The organism is Vibrio agarilyticus, from assembly GCF_012641465.1.
Classification (GTDB): Bacteria; Pseudomonadota; Gammaproteobacteria; order Enterobacterales; family Vibrionaceae; genus Vibrio; species Vibrio agarilyticus.
In genome coordinates this window covers 1-18666 of record NZ_JABAIK010000023.1, presented here as the reverse complement: position 1 = coordinate 18666, position 18666 = coordinate 1, and the positions used below count along the sequence as shown (strand labels likewise).

Here is an 18666-nt window from a genome sequence, read left to right as displayed (position 1 = left end):
GGCACCATTTTATATACTGGTGTCGCAGTACCGCATAAACACAAAGTGTGTTGTGTGTTAGCCTCCAGTCAGTGCCCTGGGCGGGCCCGTTATTCCGCCTCGAGGCACCATATTTGTTCCTCCTTAGCTCAGTTGGTAGAGCGACGGACTGTTAATCCGCAGGTCGCTGGTTCGAGCCCAGCAGGAGGAGCCACTTTTAAAGCCATGTCGCAAGACATGGCTTTTTTCATATCTGCCTATACCTGCCCTACTTGAAGTTGCAGCGCTTTCCTTTAAAAAATGAAGGGACGGGCACTCACAAACCTCATCACATAGTTTATCTATGTTCACGAGGTGTTCACGAGGTGCTCAGAAGCTTTGTTCGCTGGTCGCCTACCTGCATCTTCACGTTGTTTGGGTATATCATCCGCCTCTATTCACCGTAAAATCGGTGTCTTTTTGCCACACCTTTGCCGATAATCGGCATAAATAAGATTCACGGATGAGAACATGGCTATTCAATTTCACGACATTACGGCGACCTCAAAAAACGTCACACTCGGCATTAAAGAGTGGCACATAGAACCGGGTCAATCTTGGGGCCTTTTTTGCGCCGATGGCGATATTGGTGCCATTCTCGGTGATCTTCTCTGCGGCGAGCTTGAGCCTGAATCAGGAAAGATCACAGAGGGTGCATGTAAAATAGCGCAAGTCTCGCTAGCCGAGCAGCAGCGCTTACTGGAATCGGAACTTGAAAAAGATAACAGTGATTTTCTTGACCGAATAGACACTGGCACTTGCGTTTATCAATTGGTTTTTGAGATTTGCCAAGACCCGGATTTAACTCAAACTCTGCTGAATGATCTTGACCTTACTCACCTAGCGCAAAGTGGATTTCGTCAGCTTTCGACAGGCGAAACGCGGCGAGTCATGTTAGCGCGTGCTTTAGCAACAAAGCCCGAGCTACTGCTGCTTGATAATGTTTTTGCGGGGCTCGATATCGCGCACCGCGCCAATTTAGCCCGCTATCTTGAAACGCTCGCTCCATCTATCACGCTAATGATGACCTTTTCCCGCGAGTCAGACATTCCCTGCTGGGTCACCCAAATTGCCCTCTTTGTTGAAGGGAAACTTGAAAGCACCATGAATAAAGCGCGTTGGGATTGTCACCCAATTATTGCACAGCTCAAATCGCAATCTCAGGCTCAAAGCGCCGAGATGATTGCTCTGATCCGCCGCCATCAACATACTTCATTATTTGATGACCCGATTTTCGAGATCAAAAATGGCAAAGTCGCCTACACAGAGAAAACCATCTTTACGAATTTAAATTGGCGTATTAATCAAGGTCAACATTGGCAAATTAAAGGGCCTAATGGCTGCGGTAAAAGCACGCTACTGGGCCTCATATTTGGCGATCATCCACAATGCTACAGCAATGATATTCAGATTTTTGGTAAAAAACGTGGTAGTGGTGAAACCATATGGGAGATAAAGCAGCACATTGGTATGGTCTCTTCTGCGCTGCATCTTCAATATCGAGTAAATTGCAGCGCGATTGAAGTGATTTTATCCGGTTTTTATGACTCGATTGGTTTGTACACCCAACCGAGTAAAAAACAGATCGATACTGCCAAGGAGTGGCTGACTCTGCTTCATATGACGCACAACGAAAAAACGCCATTTAAAACACTTGAATATGGTCAACAGCGGCTGCTACTTATCGCGAGAGCTCTCGTAAAACAGCCTGAACTGCTGATTTTAGACGAGCCGTATCAGGGACTTGATTATCTTGGACGCCAATTGGTCAAAAATACTCTTGAGCTTATCGCAAGCGAAAATCTAAGCCAGCTTCTTTACGTTTCTCACTATCAAGAAGATGGCTTAGACAGCGTTCAAAATTACCTTGAATTCACATTTGATCATCAACATCAATGTTATCAAGCTAGGGTCTGTTGACCCTAATATCTTTGAGAACTAACAGATTAATTTTGTGCTGTCACAGTTGGAACCAACTGATATACCGTTTGGTGACTCTGCTCACCAAACATTCGCTTGGCGGCCTGATTGACATCTTCTAAGGTGATGCTTTCCAGTGCAGTCGCAAATTCTTCACTCGGATTGGTTGTATATTGCTGCACAAGAAAACGTGTATAAGCATAACCGCGTTCCACGTAGTCATTCGCGACTTTATCTAGCATCACTTTCACCTCCGCTTTGGCAGCGGTAAATTGAGCGTCACTCAATCCATTCGCCATTTGCAACTGCACCTGTGAAAGCGCTTGATTCACCTTATCCACATCACTCGCTTGAGTTTGCACCTCAATGCCCCACATATCGATAGTGTCATGATCCGAGCTGACCCAATACGCTTGTGGTGAATAACTCAAGCCCTGAGCTTCACGTAACTGCTTAGTCAAAAGATGATTCCAGCTTGCTTGCAAAATATCAATCACCAATAAATCTTGACGGCTACGCGTGTTTGTCAGTGGGCTTACTATCGCTTTTGACACGGTCGCTTTATCTGCTTCACCAAAAGGCAAACGCACTATTGCTTGGGTAAAAGGCGTGTAATCGAGCTGATAATCAATCGGAACTGATTCTGCTAACGGAATTGAAGCCACATACTGGCGTAATAATGGCGCAATCTGCTCTGGTTCCAGATCAGCAATGATCACCACTTTGCTGTTTTGCAACGTACCAAATACGTGTTGATGCACTTGCGCAATGTCATCAAGTGTCACGCCTGAAAGTTGATAAGGGCTGACAAATCGTTTTCGGCTTTCGCTAGAAAACAGCTGCTCATTGACCTCTTTTGCCAACTCCCCTTCTGGGCTTTCGAGCCATTGCGTCCATCGTTCACGCGTTGCCTGATTGGCAGCTAAAAGCGAATTGAGTTCAACATTCGGCTCTGCGACAATGTTGTTCAGCGTGTGCAATGCGCTGCTTAAATGGTGCTTTGGCAATGTCAGTTGCACCCCCACACCAGTGTCTTGAATAGCAATAAAGGCCGACATATCGCGTTTATTGAAATAACGCTTGGCGGCGACGCTGTCCATTGTTCCTAGACCTGATCGAATCTTTGCATCAACAAATACACTCGCGGGTGCGATGAGTCGCCTCGGTAGCGTGGCAAAACCGCCTTGCGAGCCATAATAGACCACGGCGCGACTGCCAATCTCTTTATCACGCTCAAACCACACTTCAATCCCATTCGATAACTGCCACACACTGGTTTTGGCGTTGTGTTGACGCATCGACACAATCGCGCCATTCTCCGCTGGCGGTGTTAAATCAGTTGAAGTTGGTGCAAGAGCGAGCGGTTTTTTCGCAGGCTGCACCATCTTAGTTTTGATTTGCGCCAGATCGTACTGAGATTGACTCGGTTCCACGGCGTCTTGTTGTCCAATGGTCCAAATCGGTTCTGGGCTCAAAAAAGCGCTCATGGCTTGGTTGATTTTAGAGCGCGAAGAGCGGTGAATAAACTGTTGCAACTGCCTTTGCAACTGAGCTTGTGATTGCACCACCTCCCCATGTTGATGTGCCCAAACTTGCCTATCCGCCCAGTCATTGGGTTTGAGTAGCTCCCATTCATTATTGAGATTATCCAAGCGAGCGTGATAGACCGATAGAGCATCCTCAAGCTCTTGCGTCGAAATGCCATGATCTCTCAACTCTCGCAATGTTCGAATGAAGGTATCATGGGCCAACTTTTGCTGATCGGCGGGAAAAGAGACCCCCATTTCGGCTAATCGATACCAGTCAAGCGGCACGTTATGACTGTATATAAATAGCGTTGCAATCGCTGCATCACTAAACGCGCGTTGAAGACGGGTTTGAATCAGCGCCATCATCAGTTCATCACGCCACAGCGAAAGCTGCTGTTCCGTATTCACCACTGTAATGTCGCCAAGATTGCGCCCCCAGTGCAAACTGGGCGCTTCTCGACCGACTAACACTTTACTTTGCGGTTTCGCCGTCAGCTCACGCACAGATTCAACAAGTGGCTTTTCATTCGATGCATTACTATTGCTTTGTGATGACCAATCACCAAAACGACGTTCAATTTCGTCGAGCACATCTTGAGCCTTTACACCGCCCGTTATTACAAGATGAATTCGTTCTGGCTGATAATGCTGCTGATAAAACGTGCGCAGTCCTTCGGGCGTGACCGCTTTAATGGAATCTAACGTCCCAATCGGTGGGCGCTTGGCTAATTGACTTTCCGCAATATAGTTATCATATAGCTGTTGAGGTATCGGTTTATCCTTAGAATAATGCGACAAATACTCATTAATAATAACGCCCTTTTCTTTTTCAACTTCTCGTGAGTCGAACGTCAGCCCATCGCCAATATCTCGAAACCAAAGCAACCCATCATCAAGGGCATTATCGTGAGGCAAGTCAAGCTTATAGACGGTGACAAAACCACTGGTATACGCATTTAAGTCTGGCCCAAAGCCAACACCATCTTGACCAAAACGCTGCACAACTCGGTTTTTATCAAAATGGCGCGACCCATTAAATGCCATGTGCTCAACAAAATGCGCGTAACCAAGCTGATTATCTTGCTCATCCAGCGAGCCTGCCTTGACCTGCATTCGCAGTGATATCGTTGTATCACTGGTTGGGTAAATTGCGTAGGTCACGCCATTGGTCAATTGCCCTTGGGTCCAATTGGCGTCCCTCTCAATGGGTACATTGGGAGGCGGCGATTGACAAGCGGTGATGAGTATTATCAAAGTCAACATCGCTATGCGTTGAATGTCTTTCATTAGGTTTCCTTACTGACGTCTATTTCTTGGGTGTTTTCTATTTATTAAAACGTATCCCCAAACAACTTGAAGATGCAGGTAGGCGACAAGCGCGCAAAGCCCCTGAGCACTTCGTGAACATAGATAAACTATGTGAGGAGGGTTGTGAGTGCACCGCTGCAACTTCAAATATAAGCATCCGTGCCCAACGGCACGTTTTATCTAAGACGAAAAGTCTAACCTTTGGTTTCTTAATGCGAAATTCACCCACCCGTTAACTGCGACCGATAACACGCGACATACGTCCGCTTGAAACACGCTTGCATCTTCTTCTCGTGTTGTCTCGCGCTACCATAGCCATAGCCTTGATAGCTTTTACCTATCAATCATATAGAAACAAGCAACTTTTCTTAATCAAACCAAAGTGCGAAGATAAATCCCGTAAACAGAACAACAGGTCAAAAACAAAAGGAACCTAATCATGATCAACACTAAAATTAAACCATTTGCAGCTACCGCGTACAAAAACGGCGAATTCGTTGAAGTCACTGAGCAAGATGTTCTTGGTAAATGGGCAGTCTTCTTCTTCTACCCAGCAGACTTTACGTTTGTATGCCCAACGGAATTAGGCGACCTAGCAGACCACTATGAAGAGCTACAAAAACGTGGCGTAGAAGTTTACTCAGTATCAACTGACACGCATTTCACGCACAAAGCATGGCACGACAGCTCAGACACCATTGGTAAGATTCAGTACTACATGTTGGGCGACCAAACAGGCAACATCACTAACAACTTCGGTGTAATGCGTGAAGGCCAAGGTCTTGCAGACCGTGCAACCTTCCTAATCGACCCAGAAGGTACTATCCAAGCTATGGAAATCACAGCTGAAGGTATCGGTCGTGACGCAGAAGACCTACTACGCAAAGTAAAAGCTGCTCAATACGTTGCAGCGCACCCAGGTGAAGTTTGCCCAGCGAAATGGAAAGAAGGTGAAGAGACTCTAGCGCCATCATTAGACCTAGTTGGCAAAATCTAAGCCACTGAAATTTAGGTTCTAATCAGTCATATCCCCCATTTCTGATTAGAGCCATAAAATATACCCAAACAACATGGAGTTGCAGGTAGGCGGCAAACGAGCGAAGCCTCTGAGCATAGGCCGACTATGTGATGAGGTTCGAGAGTGCAAGCCCCTTAATTTTCTAAAGAAAAACGCTGCAACTTCAAGTAGGACGGGTATAGAGAGCACGTTAAGTGAGATACCTTGACGACCATCTCCTTAACGCGCTCTCCCCTTTTAGATTTTATCTACAGTAACCATTTTATTTAGGTAGTGATAACTATGTTAGACCAAGCAATCCAACAACAACTCAAACAATATCTGGCTAATGTAAAACAAGACGTTCGTTTAGTGGTTAGTCTAGATGAAAGCAAAGCCTCACAAGATATTTTGGCACTTGCTAATCAAATTGCTGAAATGAGTAATTTCATCACCGTCGAGCGGGATGACAACGCCAGCGCGCGCAAACCGGTAATGGCGGTCACTAACCCAGCAAAAGGCACGGCGCTTCGTTTTGCTGGCTTACCAATGGGTCATGAATTTACCTCGCTGGTATTGGCACTGCTCCATTCTGGCGGTCACCCAATCAAGCTAGAACCAGAAGTGATTGAGCAAATCGCAGCACTAGACAAAGATCTCGACGTCGAAATCTTCATTTCACTGTCGTGTCAAAACTGTCCGGACGTGGTTCAAGCGTTCAACATGATGGCGGCGATCAACCCGAAAGTGAAAGCCACCATGATTGACGGCGGTTTGTTCCAAGATGAAGTGAAACAACGCGATATCATGGCTGTGCCAAGCGTATTCGTGAATGGTGAGCTATTCGGTCAAGGCCGCATGTCTCTGACTGAAATCCTCAACAAAGTGGATGACGGCGCGAGCGAGAAAGCGGCGAAAGCACTGAGCGAAAAAGATCCCTACGACGTGCTGGTTGTCGGCGGTGGTCCTGGTGGTAGCGCAGCCGCTCTCTACGCCGCTCGTAAAGGAATTCGTACTGGTGTTGTGGCTAAACGCTTTGGTGGTCAGGTTATGGACACCATGGCAATTGAGAACTTCATTTCGGTAAAACGCACTGAAGGTCCAAAGTTAGCAACCGACTTAGCAGAACATCTCAAAGAGTACGACGTAGATGTCGTGACTGAGCAACAAGCTGAGAAACTCATGGGCGCGGCGCACACTGAAGACGGTTTGATTCACATCCAACTTGAAAGCGGCGCGACGCTCAAAAGTAAGAGTGTCATCCTAAGCCCTGGTGCACGCTGGCGTGAAATGAACGTTCCGGGTGAGCAAGAGTACCGCAACAAAGGTGTCGCGTACTGCCCACACTGTGACGGCCCACTGTTCAAAGGCAAGAAGACGGCGGTTATCGGTGGGGGTAACTCAGGCATCGAAGCGGCGATTGACCTTGCTGGTATCGTAGAACACGTAACAGTTCTGGAATTCGCAGACGTCCTTCGCGCAGACCAAGTGCTTATTGACAAAGCGAACTCACTGCCAAACATTGACATCATCACCATGGCGCAAACCACAGAAGTTGTCGGTGACGGTACTCGCGTAACAAGCTTGAAGTACAAAGACCGCAACACAGATGAAATCAAAGAGATTGAACTGTCAGGTATCTTTGTTCAAATTGGTCTGGTACCAAACACAGAATGGCTAAAAGACTCTGAAGTTGCTCTCTCTCCACGCGGCGAAATTGAAGTCGGTAGCCGTGGCGAAACCAGCCTTGAAGGCGTGTTCGCAGCCGGTGATGCCACCACAGTGCCTTACAAACAGATCATCATTGCGATGGGAGAAGGTGCAAAAGCAAGCCTAGGCGCATTTGATTACCTTATCCGCCAAAAAGCGTAACCAATTAAACTAAAAAGAAAAAAGCCCCGATTAGTCACTCTAATCGGGGCTTTTTATTGGCTCTTACTTAGTGAATCGAATTCACCGCTAGCGGATCATTCCCTGAGGTGGATTTCAATGAAACAGCTCGTTGCAACTCCTCCATTACCGCATGGCCTTTATCGCTAATACCACCTTCATATTGCACATCGCCATTGGCCAACGTGGTGGATTTTTCACCCACATTCCACGCGGTGTAGAACGCGCTAAGATCATAGCCTGACACGTATGAACTGCATACCATCATCAGATCGCCATTCGACAACCCGGTTACAGAGGCGCTACAGAAGTTCTTACCACTATCGCCCTGCACGTCACCACGCGCTTTACGATGCATTAACTTGAACATATTCCAGCCTTCATCTGCGCCATAAACGCTCGGCTTTTCCACGCCTGTCTGATACCAATCGTCAATCGCAAAATTGGCTTTGGCCCACACTTTTAACTGCCCGAACATCACTAAGCGCATACCTGCATCACCATTTGCCCATGCATGCCCTGAGTTCTGACTGAGCCAAAGTGGCGCTTTTTGAATATCAAACGTCAAACGTACCATTTTCGCAGCATCACCACGCTCTTCATGCTCTTGCATGTACAAAGCAAGCAAATTATTGGTCACTTCCGTGCTACCAGGAGCGTTAAATGGCGCGGCTGCAACGTTATGACCAAACTCATGCCACAGTAGCCAACTGTTTAACGGTTCCATGCTAATGGTTTCTGCACTGGCATCAAATCCAGACGCCATTACCGGATAGCCTGAGTGCGCAGCCCCCACCGAGATTTGCACATCGTTCACATAGTGATGACGGAACCCTTTCAATTCAGGATAAGTAAAGCGGCGGTGCTGACCTACCGCGGTGATTTCATCTCGGCCATAAAAATCATTGATCGCATCACCAAACAGATTCATTTTGCGAGCAAACTCGTCAATATCGCTGCGCGCTAAATTACCGCTTGGCGTGGTGTAAAGGAAATCACCGGTATCGATCTCCGCAATTGGCGCGGGCGATGATGCTTCATTCACCCAAACACCCTCTTTCCAATACGGGGCTTTTACCACGCCATTAAAATTAAAGGAACTGGCAGTCTCACCTTGAGTGTTTGGCTGAACATAAATCAATCCACCATAAGGCACACTAAATGACAAACTCACGCCATCGTACGCAAACTGTTTTTGCATTCGTGGTGGACGTTTGAGCGCCGTCTCATGGTTTGAAAGTCCGGTCAAATCGTCGGCTAACATCACAGTAATCGTTGCGGGAACACCACCAGAAACCGTAACAGTTTCAAGCTGTGGTGCCCATAAACCTGTGGCTTGACGGTTACCTGCGGTATAGCTAACTGCTGAGCCCGACGTTTCAATGTTCACCGAGGCATTCAGTGTTACCGCCTCTGGGCGACCTGGGTATGATGTGGTATCCACCACAATTTCAGGGTCCCAATAGGAGCGGCCCAGCATAATGCGAGTCAGCGGTTTTTCCATGTAGTTTAATGGGTAACTCGGATTTAGCTCACCGTTAGCATGCAGCATACTCAAGCTTTCTAGCGACGCTTTTAGCTCGGCTGGGCATGAAGCGCCTTGACCGTGAGCATTGCTGGTATAACAGTTTAAGAATTCCACCGCGGTTTGAAAGCCCAGCTCATCGTGATGATGAGAACCATCATAACCGTAGTTATTATCGTTCCACATCCATACCGAAAGGCTATCGTAAGTTTGGTTTAGCTGCGTTTCTGACAAACGAGTACCTTGCGCCCCTTTAGTGCGGTAGTACATTTCATGGTGATACAGCGCTTCAACGTTGTCACCCAAATTAGACGATTTCACCAGCGCCGCAATCGTGTCTGAACTTATCTCATAACGGTCAAAATCTGCGCGGCCGTAATTGCCCCGGTCGGTAATGCCATCGCCTTGACGGACTTCAATACAGTTAAACTCGTACTGATAATCATGGTTACATAGTGGATAGCTTGGGAATGCGGCTTGCAGCTCTGCAATGGCGGCGGTTTTTTCTTGCTCTGTTTGAACAAAAATACGCGCGTATTTGCTCACCATCTCTGGAAGGCCATCATCACCAATCACAGGATTACCATCAGCATCCAATTTAGCCACTTCGTATTGCGGAATGCCAAACACGATCTTTGTTGGATCGTCTACCCACTCGACGCTGCCATCATCTTGCACTGTATAAGGTTGTCCTTCCCCGGCGATATCTTCAAAACGCTCCAATACCACCATGTCATGCTCACCTTGTGCATGCAGGTTCGGTGTCAAAGAGTCACCATGGCAATAATAGCTAGAACCACAATTGACTTGATCGGTATGCGCCACATTCGTACCACCAATCGCGACACCAGCCGCATCGGCTAGGCGAGCAATGGGCTCTGGATTTTGCGTTTGAATCCCATCCATGAAAAGAATGTTACCGCCCGCATGCACATACGCTATCAAAGCGGCAATGTCGTCTTGAGTTAAGTTGGGATGGTCTAAATCGGCGACAAACTGCTGTGTCATACCATCACCAATCACCAATGGTGGGTAAGCTTGCAGTAATAATATCGGCGTCGTTTCTGGCGACAAACCGGCATAACCACCCGATGATAGCGTTTCTACAGAGCCAAAACCAAAAGCTGGATTGACAAAGAAATCGTATTCACGGCCCTCAGTTGTTGACACCCAACTGGCGTATCCTTTGTCAATATTGGTCGCAATGTTGAGTCCCGAGGTTGAATTGCCTTGATTAAACCACTTAAAGACATTGGAGAAGAAGGTTGCCATGCTGCCATTATCATCGTGGTTAGCATTGACATAAGCATTGGGATTTGTGCTACAGGTTTGCGCGGCACTATCGATGCTTAACGCGCCGTTAACCCAGTAATTCTCTGGGCACGATAAGATACTTGGATACATACCATTACCCATGAAAAGCACTTTTCCTGCACCAATTTCCCCTGCGGTCACAAAAGGCAAGCCATAGACGGCGTTCTCTTTTGAAATAGTCGGCACAGCTGGCATAACAATCGTTGGATGAGTCGCAATATAGGGTTTACCGTCTCGGCTCCACGCTTGTGGCTCACCAAAATTTTGGTTTTTGTTGATATCGGTACGCGCTGAAACCACAGGGAAAGCGCGGTTGTTCATATTTAACGAACGCATTCCACGAGCATAACCAGACGCACCGTAGAAGCTGCCATTATCGTGAAACACATGGAAAGTCGTGACTTGATCAAACATCTGTTTCAATGTTTCAGTCACATAGCCACTCGGCTCGGTGGCAATGACTTGTGGCGCAGAAGCCAAATCAAACATCGTTTGGGTCATTCGCGGCAGTTTGGCTTGAATCGCCTGATCGACCACTTTGGTTAAACCATTATCAAACTGCTGGTTGAACTCATTGGGCAGATGAAAGCCGGAATCATCAATCTCACCGCCATTAGGTAAGTTGAAATTAATCAGCTCATTAATCACGTTAGGATAAAGCGCAAAGGTGTCTAAAACGATACTAGGCACTTGGCGCGTAGCACCACTTAACGTCGTATAACGCTCAATTAGAGACTGAATGTTGGCTTTCGCTACCGCACTTTCACTGACGTCGGTTAACTTGAAGTCAAGCTTGTTGCCACGGATACGACCAAATTCAAACGTGTCGAGACCAAAGGTCAGTTCATCGCCCCAAACATAGTCAAACTCGCCATTGGCATCGGTGATACCAGTTGCGCCTTGCGAGAAAAAGCTCACCCCCACAAGAGGAACGCCATTAGCGTCAGTCAATACCGCGCGCGTGTTGGCAGCCGCTTCTGCAGAAGGCTGATACACCAGCGCCGACTCTGCATTCGCCGAAACAAAATTGGCATCAAGACTATTTGAAGCACCGGGGGTCACCGCAGGCACAACATTTGGGTCGACATGCGAGCTAGGCGCTTTGCCGACTTCATCGGTGGCATCTTCAACTTTCGGGGTCAAAAATGCGTCTACCGCACTTTGATCATCAAGCTGAGTAAACACATCTGCGATGTCATAAGAGTCAATCAAGGCGAGCTGAATATCACTGTCTGCCGGGTTTGCATCAATCGACTTTAATACTCGAGTTGCATTTTCCCCTTTGATATCAGCAACATCAAATGAGGTTAGTGATTGTGAATTGGCTACTGCAGCCTTGGGGTTTGGTTCAGGTGCAATATACGACCCTAAATCAACCGCGCCAAAGGTACAGCTGAACGCGGCCCCTTGCTCTACAGTGAAAATACCATCACTAAGCGCATCGCCATTGCACTCAACGTCGCCTGAAATTGCAATTCCAGAGGTCACAAGATTGGCGGTATAAAGCGTTGGTGGCACCGGACCTGTCGGCGGAACAGGATGCGGATCGTTTACCGCATCATCAGTACCACAGCCCGAAATCGCCACCGCTAAAAGTGTCAGATGAAACTTTTTCATTAGTATAAAATCAAGATGTTATAAAAGATCATCGAGACTATATAATGTTTTCGTCTTTTCCTATGGCATACGCTACCCACGAGTAACATTTATGCCTTTTTTGCATCACTATCACATTACAACGCTATCGGTCGTTTTTTCGACATTAGTATGGCGCCGCCACAGCTTACGCCACTGAATTGGCATCATCGGTAATACAATCAAAACAATGCCAACGGCGGTGAGCCAATCAGGAATTTCGTCGAACCACATCACGCCAAACAGGGTGACAAACACCAACCCCGAATACTCCGCTAAAGCAATTTGGCTGGCCGGGGCGCGCTTAAAGGCATGCACCACCAGTGCGTGATACGCCAGTACAAACAGATTAATTGCGACAATCCACAATACGTGATGCCATTCAATAGCGCTCCACTCTCGATAAGCCAACAATGCGGAAATGGGCAGCGTCATAAAGGTGGTCCAAAATAGCGTGCACACTAATGGCTGCTCTTTGGGCATGAATCTTATCAATATATTCCCGACGCCAATGGCCACTGCGCTGCCCAGTGCAACAATAGCGGCCCAGTGAAAGTGTTCTGGTCGCAACACAATCAAAACACCACCAAAACCGATAAAGGTAGCGATAATTTTACCTTTGGATGGCGACTCTTTAAGAAACAGGACCGAGAGCGGCAAAACTAATAATGGACCCACATAAAAAATTGCGTTTGCGGTTGCTAATGGCAAATGGGTTATTGCCACCATGGCACTGGCACTACCGACTAAAATGAATTGCGCACGCCAAAAAGAGATCCAATCACAGCCCATTTTTCGCGTTGTCGGTGCTAAGCGGAGCCAAAATGGCAACAAGAGAATTAGGCTGATGCATTGCCGAATCAACACATATTGGAACGTTGGCACTTCACCATTCAGCATTTTAAGTGACACATCAGACAGTGAAGCAACAAAATTTGCCGCAACCAAAAGCAAAATGGCCAGCGACACATCGTTATTTTTCATAATGGGTATTCTTATGGGAATGACGTAAAAATCAGAATCGGCGGCAGTATAATTGTATTACAAATAAAGCGCACTGTTTATTTGCGACAATTCGAAAAACACACTAAAAGACCGCCATTCGAAAGTCAGTCAAAGCAAAACGAAAATACAAGACGACAACTTTCGCCCTCAACTTTAGATTTTGGGAGCTGGGCGTCATATTCGATCAAATTGTTAATTTTTCTTTTTTAAACAATTAGATAATATAAAAACAATCTCAACCTTTGTTACTTAAGGATAAAATCCATGTCGTCAAACCTGTTATTGACCATATTAACCAGCCCACAGCTCTATCTGCTGATTTTTATTGTTGTGGTACTTAAACTCAGCATTATTTTCGTGCCACAAAATGAAGCGTGGCTGATTGAGCGCTTTGGCAAATATCGCTCAACCAAAGAAGCGGGTCTCAATTTTATTGTGCCATTTATTGACAGTATTAGCGCTAAACGCAGCTTGAAAGAGACCGCCGTTGACGTGCCATCACAATCTGCGATAACCAAAGACAATATCAGCCTTGTGGTGGATGGCGTGCTTTATTTCCGTGTTTTAGAACCTTATAAAGCAACATACGGCGTTGATGACTATAGATTTGCCGTCACTCAATTGGCGCAAACCACCATGCGTAGTGAGCTTGGTAAAATGGAACTCGACAAAACCTTTGAAGAGCGTGATTTGCTCAACGCCAGCATTGTAGCCGCAATCAATATCGCATCAGAGCCTTGGGGCGTGCAGGTACTTCGCTATGAAATTAAAGACATTGTGCCGCCAAGTTCGGTAATGGAAGCGATGGAAGCACAAATGAAGGCAGAACGCGAAAAACGCGCGCAGATCCTTGAGTCTGAAGGGGATCGTCAATCAGCAATTAACGTCGCTGAAGGTAAAAAACAGGCGCAAGTACTTGCCGCAGAAGCAGATAAACAAGAGCAAATCTTAAAAGCGGAAGGGGAAGCGGCGGCAATTTTGGCGGTTGCCGAAGCGCAAGCCGAAGCGTTACGCAAAGTGGGCGAAGCGGCCAACACCGACCAAGGACAAAAAGCGATTCAACTGGAATTAGCGACAAAAGCCATTGAAGCCAAACGTGCAATCGCTAAAGAGTCGTCGGTCGTCCTTTTGCCAGATGATGCGACTAACGCCAGCTCTATGGTGGCGCAAGGATTATCTATCATTAGTGCTTTAAATAAAAATCAACACAGTTAAACCACCTATTACCCAAACAACTTGAAGATGCAGTTAGGCAACAAACGAAAAGCCTCTGAGCACTTCGTAAACATAGATGAGCTATGTGATGAGGTTTGTGAGTGCCCGTCCCTTCATTTTTTAAAGGAGAGCACTGCAACTTCAAGTAGGACGGGTATAGAGTGGAAAGGATATAACGAGGATTTATGCTAGAAAATATTCCCCAGGTACTCGCCATACTGGGGCTCATTGTTTTGAGTGTCGAGATTGCCGTACTTGGTTTTAGTACCTTTGTATTGCTGTTTATTGGCATTGCCATTCTACTGACCAGTGGCGTGATGTATCTTGGCGTTATTGAAGCCAATTGGATTAATGCGGTGACGTCTGTCGCATTGGTCTCCTTTGTCTTAGCGCTAGTTCTATGGAAGCCGCTGAAACGGATGCAAAACCGAACGGTAACCACAGATATCAACTCTGATTTTGCGGTGATCACATTTACTCTCGATAGTGATATTTCGCCCTCTCAGCCGGGGAGTTATCAATATTCAGGCATTACCTGGCAAGTGAAATCACTCACTGCCATTCCAAATGGAACACCAGTCACTGTAGTGAAAAAAGAAGTGGGCGTGTTTTGGGTAAAACCCATCGACGAGACGCACCACTAGTATCAATCACGTCGCCTTTCTTGCGATGTCTGTAACAAACGCAGCCATCACTTGCAGGGCGGCGGCCGCATCACTTGTCATAATTGACTCATCAGGATGATGACTCACACCACCTTTACAGCGCACAAAAAGCATGGTCGCAGGAACGCGCATGGCTAATGCCATCGCATCGTGCCCAGCGCCAGACACAAGCGGCGCACTATCACCAAAGTAATGTGTGACCAACTGGTTTAGCGATCGGGTCATCTCGTCATTGCAACTGACCGCAGAGGCATTGTGCGTTGGCTCAAACTGGCACTCAAGTTGATGAAAAGCCGCTTCCACCTCAAGTAATTCTTGCAACGAATCGAACACGGCATCACGCGCCTCGTCCGATAAACTGCGAATATCGAGACTCATACGAACCTCGCCGGGCACCACGTTGACCGCACCGGGACGGACTTCCAAGCGCCCGACGGTCGCGACCACCGGAAACTCGCTATCACTGGTGGCGGTTGCCATCTGCTGAACCTGAGTTATCCAGTGGCTTGCGATAACCAGTGGGTCGTGACGCAACACCATGGGCACCGTCCCAGCATGCCCCGCCTGCCCTTTCAGCGTGATATTAAAGCGACGCGCGCCCGCAATGCCTTTTACCGCCGCTAGCGGTTTGCCACGTTCTTCTAGCACAGGGCCTTGCTCGATGTGGGTTTCTAAGTACGCCAGTACTCGACTACTATCGATTTGCGCTTCTGACACTTTTGACACATCAAGTCCAAAATCATACATGGCTTGAGCCAAAGAAACGCCATTTTCATCCGTCAGCTCACGCCAGCGACTTTGCCACATGCCACAGATGGCCGAGCTGCCAAGCAAAGTGCTGCCAAACCGGGTGCCTTCTTCATCACCAAAACCGACCACATCAAGATGAAACGGAAACTGCACTCGAGATTCCGCAAAATGCTTTAACAAAACCAAAGGTCCCACTACCCCAAGCGGCCCATCATAACGGCCACCATCCGGCACCGAATCGGTATGAGATCCCATGATAACCCGTGGCGCCTCATGCGGCAGGTTATCCTGTTGCTGCGCAGGTAAACGAATCCATTGATTACCCGCCTCATCTTCCCAATGTTGCAACTGCGATTGCGCGGCCCACTGCGCCAATTTATCGTTGGCTTGTTTATGCTCTGGGGTCAAATAACGTCGGTCGATGATGCCAAGCGTTTGGCTTATATGAGCCAATTCATCGCAATACGCCATCACCTGCTCTGCCAAATGAGCCGATTGCTCGTGTGACAATAACGAATTGATTAACGTTGCCATATCACGCTCCTTCGTTATACGTGGCCAAAGCACACTGATAGGCTGCGCCGCTTTTAATCGGAACCCCTGCTTGCAACAGCAAGGCTTCAAGTGCCAGTAAAGTGCTCAGAACCGTATCAAGACGCGCATTGTATCCCATGGTGCCGATGCGCCAGATTTTGCCATGCAAAGGGCCAAATGAAGTGCCGATCTCAATATTAAATTGCTGCAACATGGCCGAGCGGATCGCCTCTCCATTGACATTTGGCGGGATCACAACACCAACCACATTGTGCATTTTGTGGTTTTGATCGCCAAACAGTGCCAGCCCCATTGCGGTCAAACCGGAGGCCATCGCTTGACCGGCCCTACGGTGGCGCGCAATCACTGCATCCAAGCCTTCTTCTAAATTGAGCTGCGCGCACTCACGTGCGGCAAACAGCATACTCGTCGCCTCGGTGTGATGATTAAGACGCTCTTCGCCCCAGTAATCTAGGATCATACCTAAATCAAAATAGTTGGAGCGAATTCGACTGGCTTGACCAAACTCATGGGAGTCCACACGAATGCCGGCTTCAATGTGTTTGCGCGCACGAATGTGCGCCACCGCCTGCTCACTTAACGTTACTGGCGCCGAGCCCGAAGGGCCGCCTAAACATTTCTGCAAGCCAACTGAGACGGCATCAAGCTGCCATGCGTCGGTTTCAAATTCATTGCCAACGATAGAGGCGGTCGCATCGCTGTAAAACAGTACGCCGTGCTTTTGGCAAATCTCACCGATGTTTTCCAGCGGTTGCAACATGGTCGTCGACGTATCGCCCTGCACAAGCGCTAATAATTTAGGTCGATGTTGAATAATGGCGTTTTCAATCATTGAGTCGGGTACCACGGTTCCCCATTCAACCTCAAACGAGACGACATGCGCCCCAGCGCGCTCGGCAATTTCGGCTAACAGGTGACCAAAGCGACCAAAAATCGGCACAAGCACGGTATCGCCGGGCTCTATTAGCGAGACAAGCACAGCTTCAATTCCTGCTCGCGCAGTGCCATCAACCAGCAGTGTCGCTGAGTTGTCAGTTTTAAAAATTTGGCGATAAAGCGCCATGGTTTGATTCATGTATTCCGTCATCGCGGGATCGTATTGTCCAATCAATTGATGACTCATCGCTTGAAGCACGCGCGGATAAGCGGTGATCGGCCCCGGTCCCATTAATAATCGCGGTGGCGGCGAAAGACGCTCAAACACAGTTCCTTTATCTGTTTTCATAATAATATCCTTATATCAGAGTGTTACAGTGCTTGTAGCAGCATTCGAATACCAGTAAACGCCAGCACTAAGGCAAAGACTTTCTTGAGTTTTGCACTGTCTAATCGTTTGCCTATGCGCGCGCCGATGGGCGAAAAGAGAACCGTTAACGGCACGATAAACGCAAAACCGGCCCAATTAACCAAACCAACATTGCCAAGTGGCGCGTTCGTCGGCACCGTGCCCGCGACGAGCATGGTGATAACGCCAGGAAGCGCAATAAGTAACCCCACAGCAGCGGCAGTACCAACCGCTCGATGCGCTGGATAGTTAAACGCGGTTAACGTCGGCACCGTGAGCGTTCCGCCGCCAATGCCGACCATGGCACTCAAGCAACCAATTCCCGCGCCCATCGCGCCTTGCCCTCGCTTTGATGGCAAGTCTTGCGCTAAAGGCGCGGCGTTACCACGCAGCAACATGTTGAGCGCAGCAAGTGTCGCAATCGCGCCAAATAAAGCGGTGAGCCAAGTGCCCCCCATACGTGCAACCAGCAAGCTGCCGACAATAACGCCAGCTAAAATAAATGGGGCGAGCCAACGCAATAAGACCCAGTCGACGTTATTGTTGCCGTGATGAGCGCGAATCGAACTGATTGATGTGGGCACTATGGTGGCAAGGGATGTCGCGGTTGCAATGACCATAGCCGAGACGGGATCAACACCAAAATATTGAAATAGGTAATAAAGTACCGGCACAATGACGATACCGCCCCCGACACCGAGCAGCCCTGCGAGCAAACCTGCGACCACACCCGTTGCCATTAAGGCAAGCGCAACAGGTAAAAAACTGATCATCTGTTCCATGATGTTATGATTCCTTTTATTTATCTTGCGTATATACCCAAGTGACCTCAAGATGCTGGATTCAGAGCCGGCTCACTGAGCTGAGAGCAAGGCAAACAACGCAGCGAAATAGCGAGTCTATTTTCAAGTTGTTTAACGCCGCTATCGGTTCAGTGATTGGCTCCCAAGGGGCGAGCTGTCTTGGCTCATCAGCTTTGTTGACGATTTTCGATTGAGAACCACTCAATCTTCAAATCCTCGCCTCACTGACAAACCAAGTCATTCTCGCTGAAC

11 protein-coding genes and 1 tRNA gene are annotated in these 18666 nt (G+C 47.8%); 6 read left to right on the top strand and 6 right to left on the bottom strand.

Features of this window, described 5'->3' with window-relative positions:
* The first annotated feature begins 117 nt into the window (after window positions 1-117).
* Both HGP28_RS16925 and modF read left to right on the top strand, forming a co-directional pair.
* Window positions 118-193, top strand: a tRNA-Asn gene (locus HGP28_RS16925).
* Between the two features lie 296 nt (window positions 194-489).
* A complete protein-coding gene (gene modF, locus HGP28_RS16920) occupies window positions 490-1938 on the top strand; it encodes a molybdate ABC transporter ATP-binding protein ModF (protein ID WP_168837644.1) in 1449 nt (482 codons plus the stop codon).
* A gap of 26 nt (window positions 1939-1964) precedes the next feature.
* Here the strand turns inward: modF and HGP28_RS16915 are convergent, their stop codons facing one another.
* On the bottom strand, window positions 1965-4754 hold the full coding sequence (locus HGP28_RS16915) for a M16 family metallopeptidase (RefSeq protein ID WP_168837643.1): 2790 nt from the start codon (window positions 4752-4754) through the stop codon (window positions 1965-1967).
* A 460-nt stretch (window positions 4755-5214) separates the two neighbouring features.
* Here HGP28_RS16915 and ahpC point away from each other — a divergent pair, with 460 nt between their 5' ends.
* Together ahpC and ahpF are read left to right on the top strand one after the other, a co-directional pair.
* Window positions 5215-5772, top strand: coding sequence for an alkyl hydroperoxide reductase subunit C (gene ahpC / locus HGP28_RS16910; protein WP_025515548.1), 558 nt, complete (start codon window positions 5215-5217; stop codon window positions 5770-5772).
* Window positions 5773-6075: 303 nt separating this feature from the next.
* Entirely contained in the window at window positions 6076-7644 is a 1569-nt protein-coding gene (gene ahpF, locus HGP28_RS16905; RefSeq protein ID WP_168837642.1) for an alkyl hydroperoxide reductase subunit F, read from the top strand.
* Between the two features lie 67 nt (window positions 7645-7711).
* On the opposite strand, the gene HGP28_RS16900 is transcribed toward ahpF, so the two are convergent.
* Together HGP28_RS16900 and HGP28_RS16895 are read right to left on the bottom strand one after the other, a co-directional pair.
* Window positions 7712-12118 carry an SslE/AcfD family lipoprotein zinc metalloprotease gene (locus HGP28_RS16900; RefSeq protein ID WP_168837641.1) on the bottom strand — a complete coding sequence of 1469 codons (4407 nt, stop codon included), beginning with the start codon at window positions 12116-12118 and terminating at the stop codon, window positions 7712-7714.
* 111 nt (window positions 12119-12229) lie between these two features.
* Window positions 12230-13120 (bottom strand): DMT family transporter, encoded by an 891-nt coding sequence (locus HGP28_RS16895; protein WP_168837640.1) that lies wholly within the window; start codon window positions 13118-13120, stop codon window positions 12230-12232.
* A 285-nt stretch (window positions 13121-13405) separates the two neighbouring features.
* Between HGP28_RS16895 and HGP28_RS16890 the strand changes: the two genes are divergently transcribed.
* A complete protein-coding gene (locus HGP28_RS16890; protein ID WP_168837639.1) occupies window positions 13406-14356 on the top strand; it encodes an SPFH domain-containing protein in 951 nt (316 codons plus the stop codon).
* Window positions 14357-14541: 185 nt separating this feature from the next.
* Window positions 14542-15000: an NfeD family protein gene (locus tag HGP28_RS16885; protein ID WP_168837638.1), complete on the top strand. Its 459-nt coding sequence runs from the start codon at window positions 14542-14544 to the stop codon at window positions 14998-15000.
* Between the two features lie 6 nt (window positions 15001-15006).
* On the opposite strand, the gene HGP28_RS16880 is transcribed toward HGP28_RS16885, so the two are convergent.
* Genes HGP28_RS16880 through HGP28_RS16870 form a run of 3 tightly spaced genes read right to left on the bottom strand, consistent with a single transcriptional unit; the run spans window position 15007 to window position 18393 of the window.
* On the bottom strand, window positions 15007-16305 hold the full coding sequence (locus HGP28_RS16880; protein ID WP_168837637.1) for an allantoate amidohydrolase: 1299 nt from the start codon (window positions 16303-16305) through the stop codon (window positions 15007-15009).
* Window position 16306: 1 nt separating this feature from the next.
* On the bottom strand, window positions 16307-17551 hold the full coding sequence (locus HGP28_RS16875; RefSeq protein WP_168837636.1) for a pyridoxal-phosphate-dependent aminotransferase family protein: 1245 nt from the start codon (window positions 17549-17551) through the stop codon (window positions 16307-16309).
* Window positions 17552-17574: 23 nt separating this feature from the next.
* On the bottom strand, window positions 17575-18393 hold the full coding sequence (locus HGP28_RS16870; protein ID WP_168837635.1) for a sulfite exporter TauE/SafE family protein: 819 nt from the start codon (window positions 18391-18393) through the stop codon (window positions 17575-17577).
* Window positions 18394-18666 lie beyond the last annotated feature (273 nt).

Excerpts from the sequence above, each read along its gene's own strand:
- modF (WP_168837644.1), top strand. The coding sequence starts at position 490 with ATGGCTATTCAATTTCACGACATTACGGCGACCTCAAAAAACGTCACA.
- HGP28_RS16915 (WP_168837643.1), bottom strand. The coding sequence starts at position 4,754 with ATGAAAGACATTCAACGCATAGCGATGTTGACTTTGATAATACTCATC.
- ahpC (WP_025515548.1), top strand. The coding sequence starts at position 5,215 with ATGATCAACACTAAAATTAAACCATTTGCAGCTACCGCGTACAAAAAC.
- ahpF (WP_168837642.1), top strand. The coding sequence starts at position 6,076 with ATGTTAGACCAAGCAATCCAACAACAACTCAAACAATATCTGGCTAAT.
- HGP28_RS16900 (WP_168837641.1), bottom strand. The coding sequence starts at position 12,118 with ATGAAAAAGTTTCATCTGACACTTTTAGCGGTGGCGATTTCGGGCTGT.
- HGP28_RS16895 (WP_168837640.1), bottom strand. The coding sequence starts at position 13,120 with ATGAAAAATAACGATGTGTCGCTGGCCATTTTGCTTTTGGTTGCGGCA.
- HGP28_RS16890 (WP_168837639.1), top strand. The coding sequence starts at position 13,406 with ATGTCGTCAAACCTGTTATTGACCATATTAACCAGCCCACAGCTCTAT.
- HGP28_RS16885 (WP_168837638.1), top strand. The coding sequence starts at position 14,542 with ATGCTAGAAAATATTCCCCAGGTACTCGCCATACTGGGGCTCATTGTT.
- HGP28_RS16880 (WP_168837637.1), bottom strand. The coding sequence starts at position 16,305 with ATGGCAACGTTAATCAATTCGTTATTGTCACACGAGCAATCGGCTCAT.
- HGP28_RS16875 (WP_168837636.1), bottom strand. The coding sequence starts at position 17,551 with ATGAAAACAGATAAAGGAACTGTGTTTGAGCGTCTTTCGCCGCCACCG.
- HGP28_RS16870 (WP_168837635.1), bottom strand. The coding sequence starts at position 18,393 with ATGGAACAGATGATCAGTTTTTTACCTGTTGCGCTTGCCTTAATGGCA.